General features: G+C 36.6%; 15 protein-coding genes. 12 read left to right on the top strand and 3 right to left on the bottom strand.

Annotation, left to right across the window (positions count from 1 at the left end):
- The first annotated feature begins 4 nt into the window (after positions 1 to 4).
- The 4 genes from MKJ01_RS08760 to MKJ01_RS08775 all read left to right on the top strand — a co-directional run bounded on the left by MKJ01_RS08760 (position 5) and on the right by MKJ01_RS08775 (position 5,629).
- Positions 5 to 1,897, top strand: a complete 1,893-nt coding sequence (locus tag MKJ01_RS08760) for a DUF3857 domain-containing protein (RefSeq protein ID WP_241615197.1) — start codon at positions 5 to 7, stop codon at positions 1,895 to 1,897.
- 1 nt (position 1,898) lies between these two features.
- Positions 1,899 to 3,830 carry a transglutaminase-like domain-containing protein gene (locus MKJ01_RS08765; protein ID WP_241615196.1) on the top strand — a complete coding sequence of 644 codons (1,932 nt, stop codon included), beginning with the start codon at positions 1,899 to 1,901 and terminating at the stop codon, positions 3,828 to 3,830.
- A 75-nt stretch (positions 3,831 to 3,905) separates the two neighbouring features.
- Positions 3,906 to 4,733 carry an RsiV family protein gene (locus MKJ01_RS08770; RefSeq protein WP_241615195.1) on the top strand — a complete coding sequence of 276 codons (828 nt, stop codon included), beginning with the start codon at positions 3,906 to 3,908 and terminating at the stop codon, positions 4,731 to 4,733.
- A 44-nt stretch (positions 4,734 to 4,777) separates the two neighbouring features.
- The gene (locus MKJ01_RS08775) at positions 4,778 to 5,629 is read left to right on the top strand and encodes a diacylglycerol kinase family protein (protein WP_241615193.1); all 852 of its coding nucleotides are present in this window, start codon (positions 4,778 to 4,780) and stop codon (positions 5,627 to 5,629) included.
- A 15-nt stretch (positions 5,630 to 5,644) separates the two neighbouring features.
- On the opposite strand, the gene MKJ01_RS08780 is transcribed toward MKJ01_RS08775, so the two are convergent.
- Positions 5,645 to 6,925 carry a dicarboxylate/amino acid:cation symporter gene (locus tag MKJ01_RS08780; RefSeq protein ID WP_241615192.1) on the bottom strand — a complete coding sequence of 427 codons (1,281 nt, stop codon included), beginning with the start codon at positions 6,923 to 6,925 and terminating at the stop codon, positions 5,645 to 5,647.
- A 268-nt stretch (positions 6,926 to 7,193) separates the two neighbouring features.
- Between MKJ01_RS08780 and MKJ01_RS08785 the strand changes: the two genes are divergently transcribed.
- Both MKJ01_RS08785 and MKJ01_RS08790 read left to right on the top strand, forming a co-directional pair.
- Complete coding sequence (locus MKJ01_RS08785) at positions 7,194 to 8,159, top strand: NAD-dependent epimerase/dehydratase family protein (RefSeq protein ID WP_241614275.1); 966 nt, start codon at positions 7,194 to 7,196, stop codon at positions 8,157 to 8,159.
- Positions 8,160 to 8,242: 83 nt separating this feature from the next.
- Positions 8,243 to 8,995, top strand: coding sequence for a polysaccharide deacetylase family protein (locus tag MKJ01_RS08790; RefSeq protein WP_241614276.1), 753 nt, complete (start codon positions 8,243 to 8,245; stop codon positions 8,993 to 8,995).
- Positions 8,996 to 9,045: 50 nt separating this feature from the next.
- Here MKJ01_RS08790 and MKJ01_RS08795 read toward each other — a convergent pair whose 3' ends face one another.
- Positions 9,046 to 10,251: a metallophosphoesterase gene (locus MKJ01_RS08795; RefSeq protein WP_241614277.1), complete on the bottom strand. Its 1,206-nt coding sequence runs from the start codon at positions 10,249 to 10,251 to the stop codon at positions 9,046 to 9,048.
- Between the two features lie 70 nt (positions 10,252 to 10,321).
- Positions 10,322 to 11,389, bottom strand: coding sequence for a 3-oxoacyl-ACP synthase III family protein (locus MKJ01_RS08800; RefSeq protein WP_241614278.1), 1,068 nt, complete (start codon positions 11,387 to 11,389; stop codon positions 10,322 to 10,324).
- A 100-nt stretch (positions 11,390 to 11,489) separates the two neighbouring features.
- On the opposite strand from MKJ01_RS08800, the gene MKJ01_RS08805 reads away from it, so the two are divergent.
- The 6 genes from MKJ01_RS08805 (at position 11,490) to rny (ending at position 16,105) form a co-directional block, all read left to right on the top strand.
- Positions 11,490 to 12,059, top strand: coding sequence for a hypothetical protein (locus tag MKJ01_RS08805; RefSeq protein WP_241614279.1), 570 nt, complete (start codon positions 11,490 to 11,492; stop codon positions 12,057 to 12,059).
- Between the two features lie 3 nt (positions 12,060 to 12,062).
- A complete protein-coding gene (ubiE, locus tag MKJ01_RS08810) occupies positions 12,063 to 12,794 on the top strand; it encodes a bifunctional demethylmenaquinone methyltransferase/2-methoxy-6-polyprenyl-1,4-benzoquinol methylase UbiE (RefSeq protein ID WP_241614280.1) in 732 nt (243 codons plus the stop codon).
- A gap of 3 nt (positions 12,795 to 12,797) precedes the next feature.
- Positions 12,798 to 13,580: a porin family protein gene (locus MKJ01_RS08815; protein ID WP_241614281.1), complete on the top strand. Its 783-nt coding sequence runs from the start codon at positions 12,798 to 12,800 to the stop codon at positions 13,578 to 13,580.
- 51 nt (positions 13,581 to 13,631) lie between these two features.
- Positions 13,632 to 14,018: a hypothetical protein gene (locus MKJ01_RS08820; protein ID WP_241614282.1), complete on the top strand. Its 387-nt coding sequence runs from the start codon at positions 13,632 to 13,634 to the stop codon at positions 14,016 to 14,018.
- Positions 14,018 to 14,305 (top strand): cell division protein ZapA, encoded by a 288-nt coding sequence (locus MKJ01_RS08825; protein WP_241614283.1) that lies wholly within the window; start codon positions 14,018 to 14,020, stop codon positions 14,303 to 14,305. Before MKJ01_RS08820 ends, MKJ01_RS08825 begins: the two co-directional genes overlap by 1 nt.
- A 228-nt stretch (positions 14,306 to 14,533) precedes the next feature.
- Positions 14,534 to 16,105: a ribonuclease Y gene (gene rny / locus MKJ01_RS08830; protein WP_241614284.1), complete on the top strand. Its 1,572-nt coding sequence runs from the start codon at positions 14,534 to 14,536 to the stop codon at positions 16,103 to 16,105.
- Positions 16,106 to 16,148 lie beyond the last annotated feature (43 nt).

Consider the following 16,148-nt stretch of genomic DNA (forward strand, 5'->3'; position numbering starts at 1 on the left):
AACCATGATGAAAATCCTCTTCATTGGAGCACTTTCTATCGCTTCATTATATTACTCACAGAACTTTCCGGTTTCTTCCATTCCTGAAAACTTAAAGAAAAATGCCAATATGGTTATCAGAAAGGATTTTACAACGATCCAGATCAATAAAATAGATGATATAAAATACCAGTATTATACAGCAAAAACCGTTCTTAACAAAGATGGTGGTTCAGATGCACAGGTTTTCATTCCTTATGAAAAAGGCGATAATATTTCTGACGTAAAAGTTTATATCTATGATGAATCCGGAAAAAAAATAAAATCATATTCAAAATCGGATTTCGGAGATTTTGCAAATAACAGCCAGGGGACATTTTATTCGGATAACCGGATCATGTCGTTGTCGTATACTCCTACACAATATCCTTATACGGTTGAGTTTTCCTATCAGATCGGAGATGAAAATACTGTTTTTTTACCGGACTTTTTGCCTTTCAGATCGACGAATGTTTCGTTAGAAGAATCTCAGATGAAAATAATCAATAAATCCGGGATAGAGCTTAAAACGAAAACCTATCCGTCAAAATATAATTATGCTTCTGTCATTGAAATTGAAAATGCAGGTGAAAAGCTATATTCTTATAAAAATGTTCCTGCAATAGACAATGCCGGCCTGTTGCCACAGCCTGAAAAGATTCTGCCTAAAGTAAGTTTTGCTTTAACACGGTTTAATCTGGAGGGCAAACAGGGAACCATCAGCAGTTGGAAAGATTTCGGAATATGGTATTATCAGAGTATCTTACAGCCTGTTTTTGTATCTACGCCTTCTATCAAAGCAGAAGTGGCCGCTTTAAATTTGCAGGGGAGCACAGAAGAAAAAGTAAAAAAGCTGTATCAGCACATGCAGAGTAAGACGAGATATATCTTTGTTGCTCTTGGAATTGGAGGATGGCAGCCGATGTTGCCGGATGAAGTACAGAAAAAAGGGTACGGTGACTGTAAAGGTTTGACAACCTATATGAAAACATTATTAGATGAAGCAGGAATTCCGTCCTATTATTGTACAATCAATTCCGGTCCTTCAAAAATCTCTTTTGATCCTGATTTTCCTAAAATGGGCGGGAATCATATTATTTTAATGGTGCCAACCGAAAAAGGAAATATCTGGCTGGAGAATACATCCCAACAGATTGCTTTTAATCATTTGAGCTATACCACAACTGACAGGAATGTCCTTCTGGTAAAAAAGGATGGAATTGATGTTATCGATACACCTTCCTATTCTGCGGAACAGAGTAAAGAGAAGCAGGTTCTCAATATTAAACTGAATGAAGACAACACGATATCAGGAGAAGGGAAATTTTCATACACCGGCATCCAATATGATAACAATTTATTTTTGGCCTCACTGTCCCCAAAAGAAAGAAATGAATCAGTGAAAAACATGTTTGATGTTTTACATTTCGAAAAAGCTGAAATTAAAAATTTTCTTAATGACAGAGATAATGCTGTTGCAAAATATGATCTTGATTTTAAAGCGAATAATTATTCTAAAAATGCAGGAAGCAGCATTATTTTCAGGGCTGTGCCTATTTATGCGAATAACATTTATAAAACCGATGAAAACAGAGATTTGCCTTTTGAGCTGAGACAGTCTTTTGAAGACGAATATGAAATCAGCTTTGCCCTTCCTAAAAATTATAAAATAGACGAAATTCCTGATAATGTTACTCTTAATTCTGAGTTTGGATCATACAAATTAAGCTTTGTAAAAAATGGTGATGAACTAAAAGTGAATAGAACCATTAAAATCAATAAAGGTCTTTACCCAAAAGAAAAATACAACGATTACATTAATTTCAGAAAAAAAACAATTAATACCGATAATTCAAAAATTTTAATTTCTAAAATCTAACATGAAAAAAATACTATTTCTGGCTCTGTGTTCAATACATTTTATTTTTATTGAGGCACAGAAACATCAGTTCCTGGAAACTCCTAAATTCAATGATGCAGATTTAACGAAACAAAAATCAGCTTTAGACGAAAATGCACCTGCAGAAATTTTATATAAATCTACGCATTTCAGCATTGATAACAATACCGGTTTACTCGTTAAAAAATCTTTTTGCAGAGTTAAAATTTATGATAAAGACAAAGCTGAAGACTGGCTGAATCTTGAGGTCCATCTTTACGAGAATGGAAGCAATCGTGAAACACTTTCTAAGATAAAAGCTTTTACCTATAACCTTGAAAACGGAACTTCCGCTGCGACAAAAGTAGATAAAAGTTCAAAGTACAAGAGTAAAGAAAGCAAATATGTTTCGATCACCAAATTTGCCTTTCCTAACGTAAAAAACGGTTCAGTTATCGAATATCAATATGAAATAAGCTCACCTTTTCTGTTTATCGTACCTGAAATTTTAATTGAATCTGATATTCCTTCATTATATACGGAATATGTTCTGGATAACCCTTCAAACATTTCTTATAATGTGAATTATACAGGTTCTCTGAATCCTAAATATAGAGAAGTTGATGAAAGAACCTTGTACGGAGTAAGCTGCCGGACATATAGGTTTGGCTATGAAAATCTAAAAGGTTTTAAGACCGAAAAGTTTATCAATAACGACAGAAATTACCGTACAAAAATAAGTGCAGAACTCCATTCTACCAACTTCAGGGAGCTGAAGCTGTATTCATCATCTTGGGAACAAATTAAGCAACGGCTTTACGAAAATGAAGATTTTGGCGGAGAATTAAAGAAAACAAAACTGGCAAAAGAAAACATGCCCGCTGGAATTTCAGGACTAACGGATGAAATTGCGAAAGCAAATGCCATTTTTAATTATGTTAAAAATACGTTTACATGGAATAAGGACAGAGGACTTTATACAGAAGACGGAATAAAAAAGATGATTGAAACAAAAACTGGAAATGCCGCAGAGATTAATCTTTTTCTGGTGATGATGCTCCGTGAAGCGGGAATTAAAGCAGATCCGCTTGCGATTTCTACTGTAAGTAACGGAATTATTAATATTTCATCTCCTAATGTTTCCCATATGAACTTTGTGATAGCAGCGATACAGACAAAAGACGGCTTCCATTTGTATGATGCCACAACAAAGCAATCTTCAATGGATCAGTTGCCTCCAAGAGACTGGAACCAGTTCGGCATTTTAATGGCTAAAGAAAAAGTAGAGCAGTTATCAATGATCAATGCTAAAACAAGCTTTACTTATCTTACGGCAGAAGCAAAAATTAATGATGACGGAAGTATTTCTGGGACATATTCCGACAGGGATACGGGAACTTATGCCATGTTTGTCAAAGAAAATTATGATGACAATGCTGATAAATACAAAAAACAATACAAAGAAAATTTTGCCATAGATTTTACCGGCATTGACTCTAAAGTATTGGAGAACGGTGACTTTGAAAGTACCATGAAATTTTCTTCTGAAAACCTGATTGATAAGATAGGAAAAAAAATGATTATCAATCCGATGTTGTTCCTGAGTAAAAGTTCAAATGAATTTGATCAGACAGAAGAACGAAAATACCTGATCGATTTTACATCTCCTTTTACAAGAGTGAAGAAAATAGTCCTTGAAATTCCTGAAGGCTATACCATTGAAGAGATGCCTAAGAACAAGAAGATAGTGACGGACGATAAAGAAATCGAGTACAGTTACATGGCAGAGCAAAAAGGTAGAACGATAGAAGTTATTTCTACCACAAAAATTCTGAGTCCGAATTATCCTAAGGAATATTACCCGGCATTCAGACAGATCTGGGGAGTTGCTTCCAAACAGGAAAATCAGGTAATCAGTTTAGTAAAAAAATAAAACTGAAAATTTTCGAAAAAGCTTTAAAACCATTCATTTTTTGAATGGTTTTTGCATGTAACAAACAAAACCAGAATGATGAAAAATACCTTTGCAATCTTAGCGTTATCTTGTTTATTAGTTTTTTCAGCATGCAAGAAATCTGAAGTTGAGACAAATGTTGATAAAACTGAGAAAAATCTACATAAAAATTTTACAATAGACTCTGTAAAAGTAAATGATTCTATTCAGCTCAGCGACTCTTTGAAAGTAAGGTTTTTTTCAAAAATGCTGGTCTTTCCTGGTATTAAAGATAGAAAACTGCTGGACAGTATTTATTTTGGAGATAAAAATATCCGGGCTTTTTCAAAAGCCGGACTTCAGGCCTTGCTTGAAAAAAGAAAAAATGATTATTTCAATAAAGCCAGGAAAGATTCGAAAGACTTTCTTTCAGACCTTACATTTTCTCAGGAATGGTATTCTGACACAGGCATGAATGTGAAATCAAACATCAATGACTATCTTCACATCCAATATGTATGGGGATCCTACGAAGGCGGAGCACATGACAATTATGGATTTTCAGAAAGAGTATTTGATCTTAAAAACAATAAGAAAGTAGAATTGAAAGATATTACCTCTTTGTCTGAAAGCAAGCTACAAGGTTTATTAATGAAAAATATAAATAAAATAAACAGCGACACTACGGATGGAAACGGACAGGTAAACAATTCAGAAATGCTTCTGGTTGAAGTGATTCCGGTAACTGAAAATTTTTATTTTGATGGGAAAAGCCTGTATTTTCACTACAGTCCTTATGAAATAGCAGCTTTTGCAGCCGGTGATATTACCATTCCGGTTTCATGGCAGGAGCTTCAGGGTACTTTGAATCCTGCTTTTAAAGAAAGAATGAAAATTAATTAATATTAATGCTTCCGGATCCGGAAGCATTTTTTAATTTTGTGTCAATGGAAAAAGTTGCTTTTATCATCAATCCTTTTTCGGCAAAGAAAAACTATCAGCCGTTTCTCAATGAACTGAAAATGAAGGTGGGAAATCCTTTGTATTATATTTCAGAATCTATTTTGGGAACAGACGAATTTATTCAGGCGCATCTTAATGATGTGGATGTTTTTGTCGCTATTGGCGGCGATGGTACGATATCAACTGTAGCACGTAACTTGATTAACACCGATAAAATTCTGGCTATTTTTCCGGCCGGCTCCGGTAACGGCTTTTCCAATGAAACAAAATTCAGTAAAAACCTGAATGAACTGCTGGAGAAACTTCATGCAAAAAAATATAAGAAAATTGATACTTTTACGGTGAACGGACGTCTTTCTATCAATGTCTCCGGTACGGGATTCGACGGAAAAGTCGTAAAAGAATTTGAAAAAACAACCCGCGGGTTTAAAAATTATATCAAAGTTTCTCTAAAAACATTTTTCAGCTATAAACCTATAAAAGTTAAATTTTTTGACGAAAAATACCAGTCATACAACGGGAAATATCTGATGGTCAGTATTGCAAATACAAGGCAATTCGGTAATCATGCATATATTGCACCGCATGCAAGCAAAAGTGATGGTCTTGTAGATATGGTCCTGGTTAAAAAATTTCCTTTGAGATACTCGGCACTTTTTGCTTTCAGGATGTTCACAAAAAAACTGAAAGATGACGATTATATCACTTATCTTCCTGTTTCAGAAGTTGAATTTAAAGTGAATACTAAAAACTGGCATCTTGATGGTGAATTCAATAAGCTCAAATCACCCATTCATATTAAAGTGCAGCCTTCCAGCCTTAATATTTTAATTTAGAAGTTAGATTTTTATTTAAATCTCCAGTTTTTTCTCAGTCTCATGCGGATGATCCAGGCAGTACTGCAATTGGTTTTTATCCAGCTGTTTTTCCCAATTTGCAACGACAACAGTGGCTACAGAATTTCCAATGACATTCGTTAATGCACGGCATTCGCTCATAAATTTATCAATGCCTAAAATAAGGGTCATTCCTGCAATAGGGATTTCAGGAACTACAGCCAGAGTAGCTGCCAGCGTTACAAATCCTGCTCCTGTAACGCCTGCTGCACCTTTTGAGCTCAGCATGGCTACCAGAAGCAACATAAGTTGTTTTTCGATCGGAAGATGAATATCCAGTGCCTGTGCAATAAAAAGGGATGCAAGTGTCATGTAGATGTTAGTACCGTCAAGATTGAAAGAATAACCGGTAGGCACCACCAATCCGACAATGGCTCTGGAGCATCCTGCCTTTTCAAGTTTTTCCATAATTCCAGGAAGGGCAGATTCTGAAGAGCTGGTTCCTAAAACCAAAAGAAGTTCTTCTTTCAGAAAATAAATGAGTTTAAAAATATTAAAGCCATTATACCAGGCCACGACTCCCAGGACAATAACAACAAATAGGGCAGAAGTAACATAAAAACTGCCGACCAGAAAAATAAGATTCAGAACAGAATGTAACCCATATTTACCAATAGTAAAAGCCATAGCGCCGAATGCCCCGATTGGTGCCAGTTTCATGAGCATATGGACAATTTTAAAAACCGGAGCAGAAAGCTCCTGCAAAAAATCGGTTACTTTACGGCTCTTTTCTTTCGTCAGCACCAAAGCAACTCCCATCAAAATGGCAACCAGAAGAACTTGCAGGATATTTTCTCCTACCAGCGGGCTGAATAATGTTTCAGGAATGATATTCATAATAAAACCTGTCAGCGTCGATTCATGTGCTTTTTGCTGATATTGTGAAACATCTCCTGAAAGTGTAGCAGGATCTACATGAAGGCCGTGTCCAGGCTGCAGGATATTCCCTACTACTAATCCTATCACCAACGCCAGAGTGGAAAATGTAAAGAAATAAATCATCGCTTTAACAGCAATTCGCCCGACTTTTTTAAGGTCAGTCATATGGGCAATGCCTAATGTAAGGGTAATGAAAATTACCGGAGCAATAATCATTTTCACAAGTTTAATGAATCCGTCTCCCAGTGGTTTCATCTTTTCTCCCAGTTCCGGATAAAACCTTCCTAAAAGGATTCCGGCAATAATAGCGATGATAACCTGGAAATAAAGCTGCTGATAGAATTTTTTTGATCCCAATGAAAATATTTTTGAAGTTCGAAAATTATGAAAAATTATTGTTTCATATGACAAATGTCAGTAAAAGTTTCGGCGGGGCTTTCAGCCCCGCCGAAACTTTTACGTTTTGAATAACAGCACTAGTGTAGTTATCTGAATATGAGAAGAAAATGAATCCAATTTCCGGCAAACTTTTCATGGGTAATTTTATAACCGAATTGGCAATTTTGTTTTAAGATAGCGTTTAAAATATTTACTTTTGCTTTGGATCAATTAATAATAAAGAAAAATGGAAACCCACACGGAAAGAATACTCATTACGGGTGCTTTAGGACAGATAGGCACCGAACTTACAAACAGGCTGGTTGAAATTCACGGAGCAGAAAATGTAGTGGCTTCAGGGCTCGACAGATGGCAGAAAGGTATTACCTCTGCAGGACATTATGAAAGGATGGATGTTACCAATACACAGTTGGTACGGCAGGTTATTAAAGATTATGATATTACGACTGTATATCATCTTGCTTCACTCTTGTCCGGAACTTCAGAAAAACAGCCGGTTTTTGCATGGAAGCTGAATCTTGAACCGCTTCTTCATTTTTGTGAAATGGCTAAAGAAGGCCTGATCCAAAAGATTTTCTGGCCAAGCTCAATTGCCGTTTTCGGTAAAGGAATTCCAAAAGAAAATGTAGGGCAGGATGTGGTACTGAATCCTACCACCGTATATGGAATTTCTAAAATGGCAGGAGAAAAGTGGTGTGAATATTATTTTGACAAATATGGAGTAGATGTAAGAAGTATCAGATATCCCGGTTTGATTTCCTGGAAAACTCCGGCAGGTGGCGGTACTACCGATTACGCGGTTGAAATTTTCTATGAAGCGATTGAAGAAGGAAAATATACAAGTTTTATATCCGAAAATACAGGGATGCCGATGCTGTATATGGATGATGCCATCAATGCAACGTTACAGTTAATGAATGCTCCAAAAGAAAGTGTAAAAGTCCGTTCTTCTTATAATTTAGGGGGAATGTCATTTACGCCAGAAGAACTTGCTGAAGAGATCAAAAAAGAGATTCCGGATTTTGAGATTGATTACCAACCGGATTTCAGACAGCAGATTGCAGATTCGTGGCCGGCTTCTATAGATGATTCGGTTGCTAAAAAAGACTGGGGATTATCTTATGATTTCGGAATTTCTGAAATGTCAAAAGATATGATAAAAAATCTAAAAGTAAAATTAAATAAGAATTAAATATATCAAGTATAAGTTTAAATAACTTCTATTTTAACATTTGATTATCATATTATTATAATTATTATATAAAAAATAGTTTAATGATTTTATTGACTTTTAATATTGTGAATATAGAGGCTGAAACAAAAAATAATCTTCAGCTCTCAGATCATGAACGGCTGGAAATTACAGTTGATAATACAAAAGCCATTCTTAGAATTTTAGATATTCATGATATTAAAGCAACCTTTTTTATTGAGGTTTCGATTATTGATAAACTTCAAACTCTTACAAAAGCAATTTCATCCCAAGGACATGAAATTGCTTTTTATTGTAAGGATTCTTCTCTTCAGGAAATTGAAGAAATAAAGAAATCTTCACAGGAATTTTTAGAGAAACAGATTAAAGGAATCCGTCAAAAAGACGCGCAGCTTCCTCATGAGAGATTGAAGTTGATGGGATTTAATTATATTTCAAATATTGATAATGCCAATATTCTTTTTCCTTTTAAGCGGCTTAAAAGGGACACTGAGATCCATGAAGAAAATGGATTGAGTATGGTTCCGGAAAGTATTTCTCCTTACAGCCAGCTGCCATATAATGATTTTGTATTTCAGGTACTCCCGATGAAATATTACAGGAATATGGTTTTTGAAACCCTGAAAAATGATGACTTTGTTTTAATTTACCTTAATGCCTGGCAGTTTACCGACTTCAAAGCATATAAATTTAATATTCCTTTTTACAGGAAACTGAACTCAGGAAAAAAAATGGAGGACAAACTAAGTGCCCTCCTTACCTGGATCAACGAAAAGGAAATGGCCACCTCCCGTATGAAAGATTATATCTTTTAAATTTAAATGCAGTTAATTCACAATTGTTGCCATATTATCAGGAATTAAATCTAAGCCAATTCAAAAAGCGTAATTTCCGGTAAAACGCCAACTCTTCCCGGATATCCTAAAACGCCAAAACCTCTGTTCACGTACAGCATTTTTCCTTCACTTTCGTATAAGTCAGCCCATTTCGGATATCTGTATTGTACCGGAGACCATTTTATGTTTTTCAGATCTAATCCGAACTGCATCCCGTGAGTATGTCCGGATAAGGTCAGATGTACATTTCCCGGGTGCATTTTAACTACATAATCAAAATGGGTAGGGTCATGGCTCATCAATATTTTTGTTGCAGATTCCGGAACACCTTTTAATGCGTCATCCAGCCTGCCGAATTGTGGGAAAGGTTTTAATCCCCAGTTTTCCACCCCTAATATATAGAGCTGGTCATCGCCTCTTTCAATAATTCTATGTTCGTTGCGGAGCATATCGAAACCGGCCTGTCGCTCATAATCAATCAATGTTTCAAGATTTTGTTTTTTAGCATCCTGTGAAGCCCAGTTCACATAATCGCCATAATCGTGGTTCCCAAGGACTGCAAGCTTACCGTCTTTTGCTGTAATCTGGGAAAATAGAGGAATGAACGGTTTAAATTCATCTGCTACATTGTTGACCATATCTCCGGTAAAGAGAACAAGATCCGGCTTTTGTTCATTAATCAGATCGATAGCATGCTGCAATTTTGAAGGATCAGAAAAGCTTCCGCTGTGAACATCGGAAATCTGAATGATTTTATACCCTTTAAAGCTCTGCGGGAGATTGGGCAGCTTTACTTTTACCTTTCTTACTTTATGGCGGTATCTTCCGAATGTAATCCCGTCAATGAAGAGCGCAGATAGTACACCACCCAGTCCCAAACCTACAAGGCTTAAAAATTTTCTTCTTTCCGGAAAAAAATGATCGGCCGGTTTTGATAATCCGATTAAGTAGCTTCCGGTTCTGAAAATATCATCTATCAGCAGGAATAACACGATGAAAACCTTAGGAAGTATGAACACAAGAAAAAGCGAGATCATAATTTGCGCTCTTACCATGCTTCGGTCTGCTCTGCTGAAATGAGTCACTTCATAAGCAAAAACCCCGTAAATGATCAATGAGAAAACCCAATAGCCTGTCCTAAGCCAGAAATTATCGGTAAGCGTCCTGATCGCCTGGTAAATATAGATTTCCAGAAAAAGGAAGATGACCGCAATGATGAAAAAGTTTCTTTGCATAACTGGTTTTAAAAAAGCACAAAGAAATTCTTTCCCTGTGCTTTATTTATTTTTATTAGATTAAAATAGATTAAGGAAATCTGTACACAATAGCATTGATGTTCATTCCGGCACCTACCGAAGTCATTACTATATTGCCTTTTTCTTTAAACGTATGACTTTCCATTTTTCCTTTAATTATTAAATCATACATAGTAGGAATGGTGGCCACTGATGAATTTCCATAGTCCTGGATCGTCATGGGAGAAACCGAATGATCATAATCTTTTACATGATAAAGTTTATGGAGCCTTTCGATCATTGCATAGTCCATTTTGGCATTGGCCTGGTGAATCAGGATTTTGTCGATATCTTCAATGGAAAGACCTGCATCATCAATCGTTTCTTTAATAGCAGCAGGAACATTCTTAAGGGCATACTCGTAGATTTTCCTTCCCTGCATTCTTACATATAAACGGTTTTGGTCAGAATCTTTGTTGATGGATGGGCCGTTGGCCAGATAATCAAGCTCAACCCCGTTGTCACAGATCGTATTGTGTGAAATGATGCCTACATTTTCCTGGTCTGTAGCTTGCACAACAACTGCACCGGCACCATCTGCAAAAATCATACGGTTCCTGTCATAAGGATCGGTTACCCTGCTTAATGTCTCTGCACCGATTACCAGAATGGTTTTCGCTACTTTGGCTTTGATCAGGGTATTTGCCAGGATCATACCTTCTACCCAGCCCGGACAGCCGAAAAGCATGTCATATGTAATGCATTTTCTGTTTTGAATACCTAATTTATTCTTTACTCTTGCAGCCATGGTAGGCATAAAGTCCGCATATCCGTTTTCGGTAACTTCTCCAAAATTACTGGCATAAATAATATAATCCAGTTCTTCCTGGTCTATCTTTGCATTCTCAATCGCAATTTTCGCTGCTTCGTAGCCGATTTGTGAGTTGGAAAGATCTTTATCAATGAATCTTCTGTTTTCTATCTCTGTGATTTCAACAAATTTGGCAATGGTTTCTTCCGCAGGTTTATTAATCTTTATCCCGTCTTCTGAATAAAACTCTGAATCTAGGAAATAATCTCTCCCGATGATTCTGCTGGGAAGATAGGATCCGGAACCAATAATGATCGTATTCGGCATTCGTTTATATGATTTTTAAAGAGGCAAAGTTAATAATTAATATTAATAACAAAGAATTAAAAATATTATTAAATTTGCAAAAATTGTACTTTACAATCTTATGAAAAATAATGCGTCCCTGAAAGGCTTAGTTGTTGCATTAGTGGCATTTATCGTTGCCTTTGGTGTATATTTCTTTTTTTTAGCCAAGAAGAATTATTATGTGGTGGACAACCCTACGCCGGATACCTTTTATTATAGTATCAACAGCGGCTCGGAAGGAACAATTGCAGGAGGGCAGACTGTTCCGGTAGATTTGAAAAAAGGCAAAAATTCCATTAAAGTTTTTGATAAGAATAAAAAACTGCTCTTTGATTCCGCTTTTGAGGTCAATAAAATCCGGGGATTAATTAATATTGCCCATCAGGATTATTATATCAATGATCAGTATTACGGATACAATCTTAAAAAAGATTCATTACTTTTGGCACTTGATAAGACTGTGATTGACGGGAAAACATATTTTGGGGGAGCCAGACGCTTCAGCAAATTATTTACTGATGATTTTTATTACAATGTGGATGAAGATTATGATAAAGTCATCAAAAACATCCAGCAGGTTGAGTCCAGGTCAAAAATCTTCAGAAAACAGGATTACCTGAATTATTATAAAGAATACTACAAGTTTTAAGTTTTGACAAAAGATATTACTAAAATTACGCCCTACAACTCTGAAGCAACGAAGAAGAGTCAGGTAGAAGATATGTTCGACAATATTGCACCGAAATATGATCTTCTGAACCATGTGCTGTCCATGAAAATTGACGTTTTATGGAGAAATACATTGGTGAAATGGATGAGAAATGATAATCCGCAGGAAGTGCTGGATGTGGCTACAGGAACGGGAGATCTTGCCATCACGATTGAAAAGGGAACAGGCTCAAAAGTGATTGGTTTGGATTTATCGCAACAAATGTTAAATGTTGGCGTTATTAAAATAAAAAAACTTAAATTAGACGGCAAAATTTCCATGCAAAAAGGGGATGCGGAGAATTTACCTTACGAGGACAACAGGTTCGATGCGGTATCCGTTGCATTCGGAGTGAGGAATTTTGAAAACCTTACCAAAGGTTTAGCGGAATTAAGAAGAGTGGTTAAAGACAACAAGAGTGTTTACATACTGGAGTTTTCAAAGGTTGAGGGTTTCATGGCGCCATTTTATATGTTTTATTTTAAAAATATATTACCTGCCATCGGCAGATTGGTTTCCAAAGATAATAGGGCATATACATACCTTCCGGATTCTGTGAATGCTTTTCCTTTCGGGGAAAAGATGAGACAAATTCTTTTAGATACAGGATTTAAAAAAGTTGAATATAAAAAACTAAGTTTAGGTATAGCCACAATTTATAAAGCAACAAAGTAACCTATGAGTAAATTTTTATTAAAAGTACTGGTTTTAGCCTCAGTAAATGTTGCCGTGTTATCAAGCGCGCAATTCAGAACCCGAAACAGAATGGATAAGCTCGAAGATTTTGACGAGCAGAAATTCAGCTGGGGGTTTTATCTGAATGGAAACAGGCTGGACTACCGTATCGTTCTGAATCCAAGATATGGTATGAATAACAACCAGAATCTTGTTACATCCAAAGAAAGCTACAGTTTCGGGGCCGGACTGATCGCCAAGTGGAGACTGAATGATTATCTGGATGTACGATTAGAACCGGGGTTACAATTTGGGCAAAGACAACTGACCTTTAATACACAGTCAAACGACCTGTATGCCGCGGGAAGTCTGACGAATGATCCATTTATTCCTATTCCTTTGACAGAGAAGGATAAAGTAAGGGAGATTAAGACGACCTTAGTAGATGTTCCTGTATTACTAGAGTTTCACGGAATGAGATGGTACAATTCCAGGCCGTACGTGGCAGCCGGGGTGAACTATATCGTTAATCTTCAGTCAAATTCAGACTCTACCGATGATAACCTTCAACAGGTATTCAGGTCAACCACACATAATTTTGCATGGTCTGCTGAAATGGGAGTTCAGTTTTACTTTAATAAATTTAAGCTGACCCCGGCGATAAGAGGTACATTTATCATGAACAACGAGATTGTTGCAGATAATGCGACGACTCCTCCTTACTGGACATCAGCAATGTCTACCTTACAGACAAGAGCCATATTTTTTGTCCTGAAATTTGAATAACATTTATTTTAAAATATAAAAAGGAGATACATTTTGTATCTCCTTTTTGTTTTGAATCAAAATATAGAGCGTTTTATTTTTGTTAGTATTAATATTTTGTTATTTTTGCTAATAGTTAGAATATATAAACCTGAAATGCTTCAAGATTTAGAAAACCACTTTTCAGAATTAGAAAAAAAGATTTTGATTTTACAAAAAAATTATAAAAATCTTACTGAAGAGTTTTCTGAATTACATAAGGAGCATGAAGATCTGAAGAGGAAATATGATGAGGAAAGAAAAAAAGGACAGGTATTAGCAGAAGAACAAAAAAATATAAAACTTTATTCAGCAATATCAGGGAATCCTGAACATAACAGACTGATGAAAAATCATATCAACAGACTGGTGAAAGAAGTGGATTTCTGTATTGCACAGCTTCAAAACAGCGGATTATAATGGAGGTAAGAAGAATAACCATCAATATCGCAGGAAGGGTGTATCCGCTAAACGTACCGGCAGCAGAAGAAGAAACGCTGCGCAAGGTAGGGAAGCAGATTGAAAATATGATTAAAGATTTTGAACAGAATTTCGATGTGAGAGACAAACAGGATGCTTTGGCCATGTGTGCCCTGAAATTGGGGACAAATGCTGAAGTGGTGTCTGCCACCTATGAAAAAACCATACATTCTGCCGGCGAAAGACTGCAACAGATCAGCCAGTCGCTGGAAGAAACAGGGAAATAGATTTTTTTCCCGTAAAGACTGCCTACAATAATTCTAACACATTAAAGGTAAACTCAACGCTAAACAATTACCGAACAAATGTCCATTGAATGGCGTGCCGGTTCGTCCGGATTACAGACAGTGGAAATCAGTTCAAATCGTGTTGATTAGGAGTTTACTCTATATCACTGAATTGTTGTAGGCTTTTTTATGTAATATGATTAAGACAATTAAAACTCAATATAAATTATGACAACAACAGCCATTATAGTCGGCGTTATTTGCCTTGTAATTGGTGCGGTAATAGGAATGCTATTTTCTAAAAGCTCATTGAATACAAAGGGGAAATTTATTATAGATGATGCAAAGAAAAATGCTGAAAATCTTTTAGAAAAAGCGAACGTACAAGCCGAATCCATAAAAAAAGAAAAAAACCTTCAGGCTAAGGAAAAGTTTTTGGAACTGAAATCCCAGCACGATGCCGATATACAGGGCCGTGAAAAAAAGATGCAGGAGATTGAGAAAAGAACCAAAGACAAAGAACATAAACTTAATGACGAACTCAGCAAAATAGGGAAGCTTGAAAAAGACTTGGATAAACAGATTGCAGATTACGCCAAAAAAACCGAAATCTTAGAAAGAAAACAGCAGGAACTGGACTCTGCTACGGCAAAAAAAATAGAAGTGCTTGAAAAAGTAGCCAATTATACAGCTGAAGAAGCCAAAGCAGAATTGGTGGAAACGATGAAAGCTGAAGCAAAAACCAGAGCGCAGGCACATGTTCAGAGCATTATGGAAGAAGCGCAGCTGAATGCAAAAAACGAAGCGAGAAAAATTATTATTCAGACCATTCAGAGAATCGGGACAGAGCAGGCGATCGAAAATTCCGTATCCGTTTTCAATATTGAATCTGACGAGGTAAAAGGAAGAATTATCGGCAGGGAAGGACGTAACATCCGTGCTTTGGAATCCGTTACAGGTGTAGAAATTATTGTTGATGATACGCCTGAAGCCATCCTTCTTTCATGTTTCGATCCGGTAAGAAGAGAAATCGCAAGATTATCCCTTCACCGATTGGTAACCGACGGCAGAATTCACCCGGCAAGGATTGAAGAAGTGGTGGAAAAAACAAGAAAGCAGATCGAGGAAGAAATTATTGAAGTAGGAAAAAGAACGATCATTGATCTTGGAATTCATGGCCTTCACCCTGAGTTGATTAAGATCGTCGGAAGAATGAAGTATCGTTCATCATACGGGCAAAACCTGTTACAGCACTCAAGAGAAGTGGCTAATATTGCTGCAACCATGGCTGCTGAGCTTGGCTTAAATGTAAAGCTGGCGAAGAGAGCAGGCTTGCTGCATGACATAGGTAAAGTTCCGGAGCAGGAATCAGAACTTCCTCACGCATTATTAGGAATGCAGTGGGCAGAAAAATACGGTGAAAATGCGGAAGTGGTAAATGCCATCGGTGCTCACCACGACGAGGTGGAAATGACGTCATTATTATCACCGATCATTCAGGTTGCGGATGCTATTTCCGGAGCAAGACCGGGCGCTAGAAGACAGGTACTGGAATCTTATATCCAGAGATTAAAAGACCTTGAAGCTGCTGCCTTAAGCTTTGACGGAGTTTCTTCGGCATACGCCATCCAGGCAGGGAGAGAATTAAGGGTAATGGTGGAAAGCGGTAAAGTAAATGACGAAGTGGCTTCCCAGCTGTCTTATGATATTTCAGAGAAAATCCAGAACGAACTGACGTATCCTGGTCAGGTAAGAGTAACGGTAATCAGGGAAACAAGAGCCGTGAATATTGCGAGGTAACAACTCAAAAAAGATATTATATAAAAACCTTTCAAGAAATTGG

It is taken from the genome of Chryseobacterium sp. SSA4.19 (assembly GCF_022601875.1).
GTDB lineage: Bacteria > Bacteroidota > Bacteroidia > Flavobacteriales > Weeksellaceae > Chryseobacterium.

What these genes read in the sequence shown, in the direction of transcription:
- MKJ01_RS08760 (WP_241615197.1), top strand. Translation starts at nt 5, where the DNA reads ATGATGAAAATCCTCTTCATTGGAGCACTTTCTATCGCTTCATTATAT.
- MKJ01_RS08825 (WP_241614283.1), top strand. Translation starts at nt 14,018, where the DNA reads ATGGAGGTAAGAAGAATAACCATCAATATCGCAGGAAGGGTGTATCCG.
- MKJ01_RS08805 (WP_241614279.1), top strand. Translation starts at nt 11,490, where the DNA reads ATGAAAAATAATGCGTCCCTGAAAGGCTTAGTTGTTGCATTAGTGGCA.
- MKJ01_RS08790 (WP_241614276.1), top strand. Translation starts at nt 8,243, where the DNA reads ATGATTTTATTGACTTTTAATATTGTGAATATAGAGGCTGAAACAAAA.
- MKJ01_RS08800 (WP_241614278.1), bottom strand. Translation starts at nt 11,389, where the DNA reads ATGCCGAATACGATCATTATTGGTTCCGGATCCTATCTTCCCAGCAGA.
- MKJ01_RS08775 (WP_241615193.1), top strand. Translation starts at nt 4,778, where the DNA reads ATGGAAAAAGTTGCTTTTATCATCAATCCTTTTTCGGCAAAGAAAAAC.
- MKJ01_RS08770 (WP_241615195.1), top strand. Translation starts at nt 3,906, where the DNA reads ATGATGAAAAATACCTTTGCAATCTTAGCGTTATCTTGTTTATTAGTT.
- MKJ01_RS08795 (WP_241614277.1), bottom strand. Translation starts at nt 10,251, where the DNA reads ATGCAAAGAAACTTTTTCATCATTGCGGTCATCTTCCTTTTTCTGGAA.
- rny (WP_241614284.1), top strand. Translation starts at nt 14,534, where the DNA reads ATGACAACAACAGCCATTATAGTCGGCGTTATTTGCCTTGTAATTGGT.
- MKJ01_RS08815 (WP_241614281.1), top strand. Translation starts at nt 12,798, where the DNA reads ATGAGTAAATTTTTATTAAAAGTACTGGTTTTAGCCTCAGTAAATGTT.
- MKJ01_RS08765 (WP_241615196.1), top strand. Translation starts at nt 1,899, where the DNA reads ATGAAAAAAATACTATTTCTGGCTCTGTGTTCAATACATTTTATTTTT.
- MKJ01_RS08785 (WP_241614275.1), top strand. Translation starts at nt 7,194, where the DNA reads ATGGAAACCCACACGGAAAGAATACTCATTACGGGTGCTTTAGGACAG.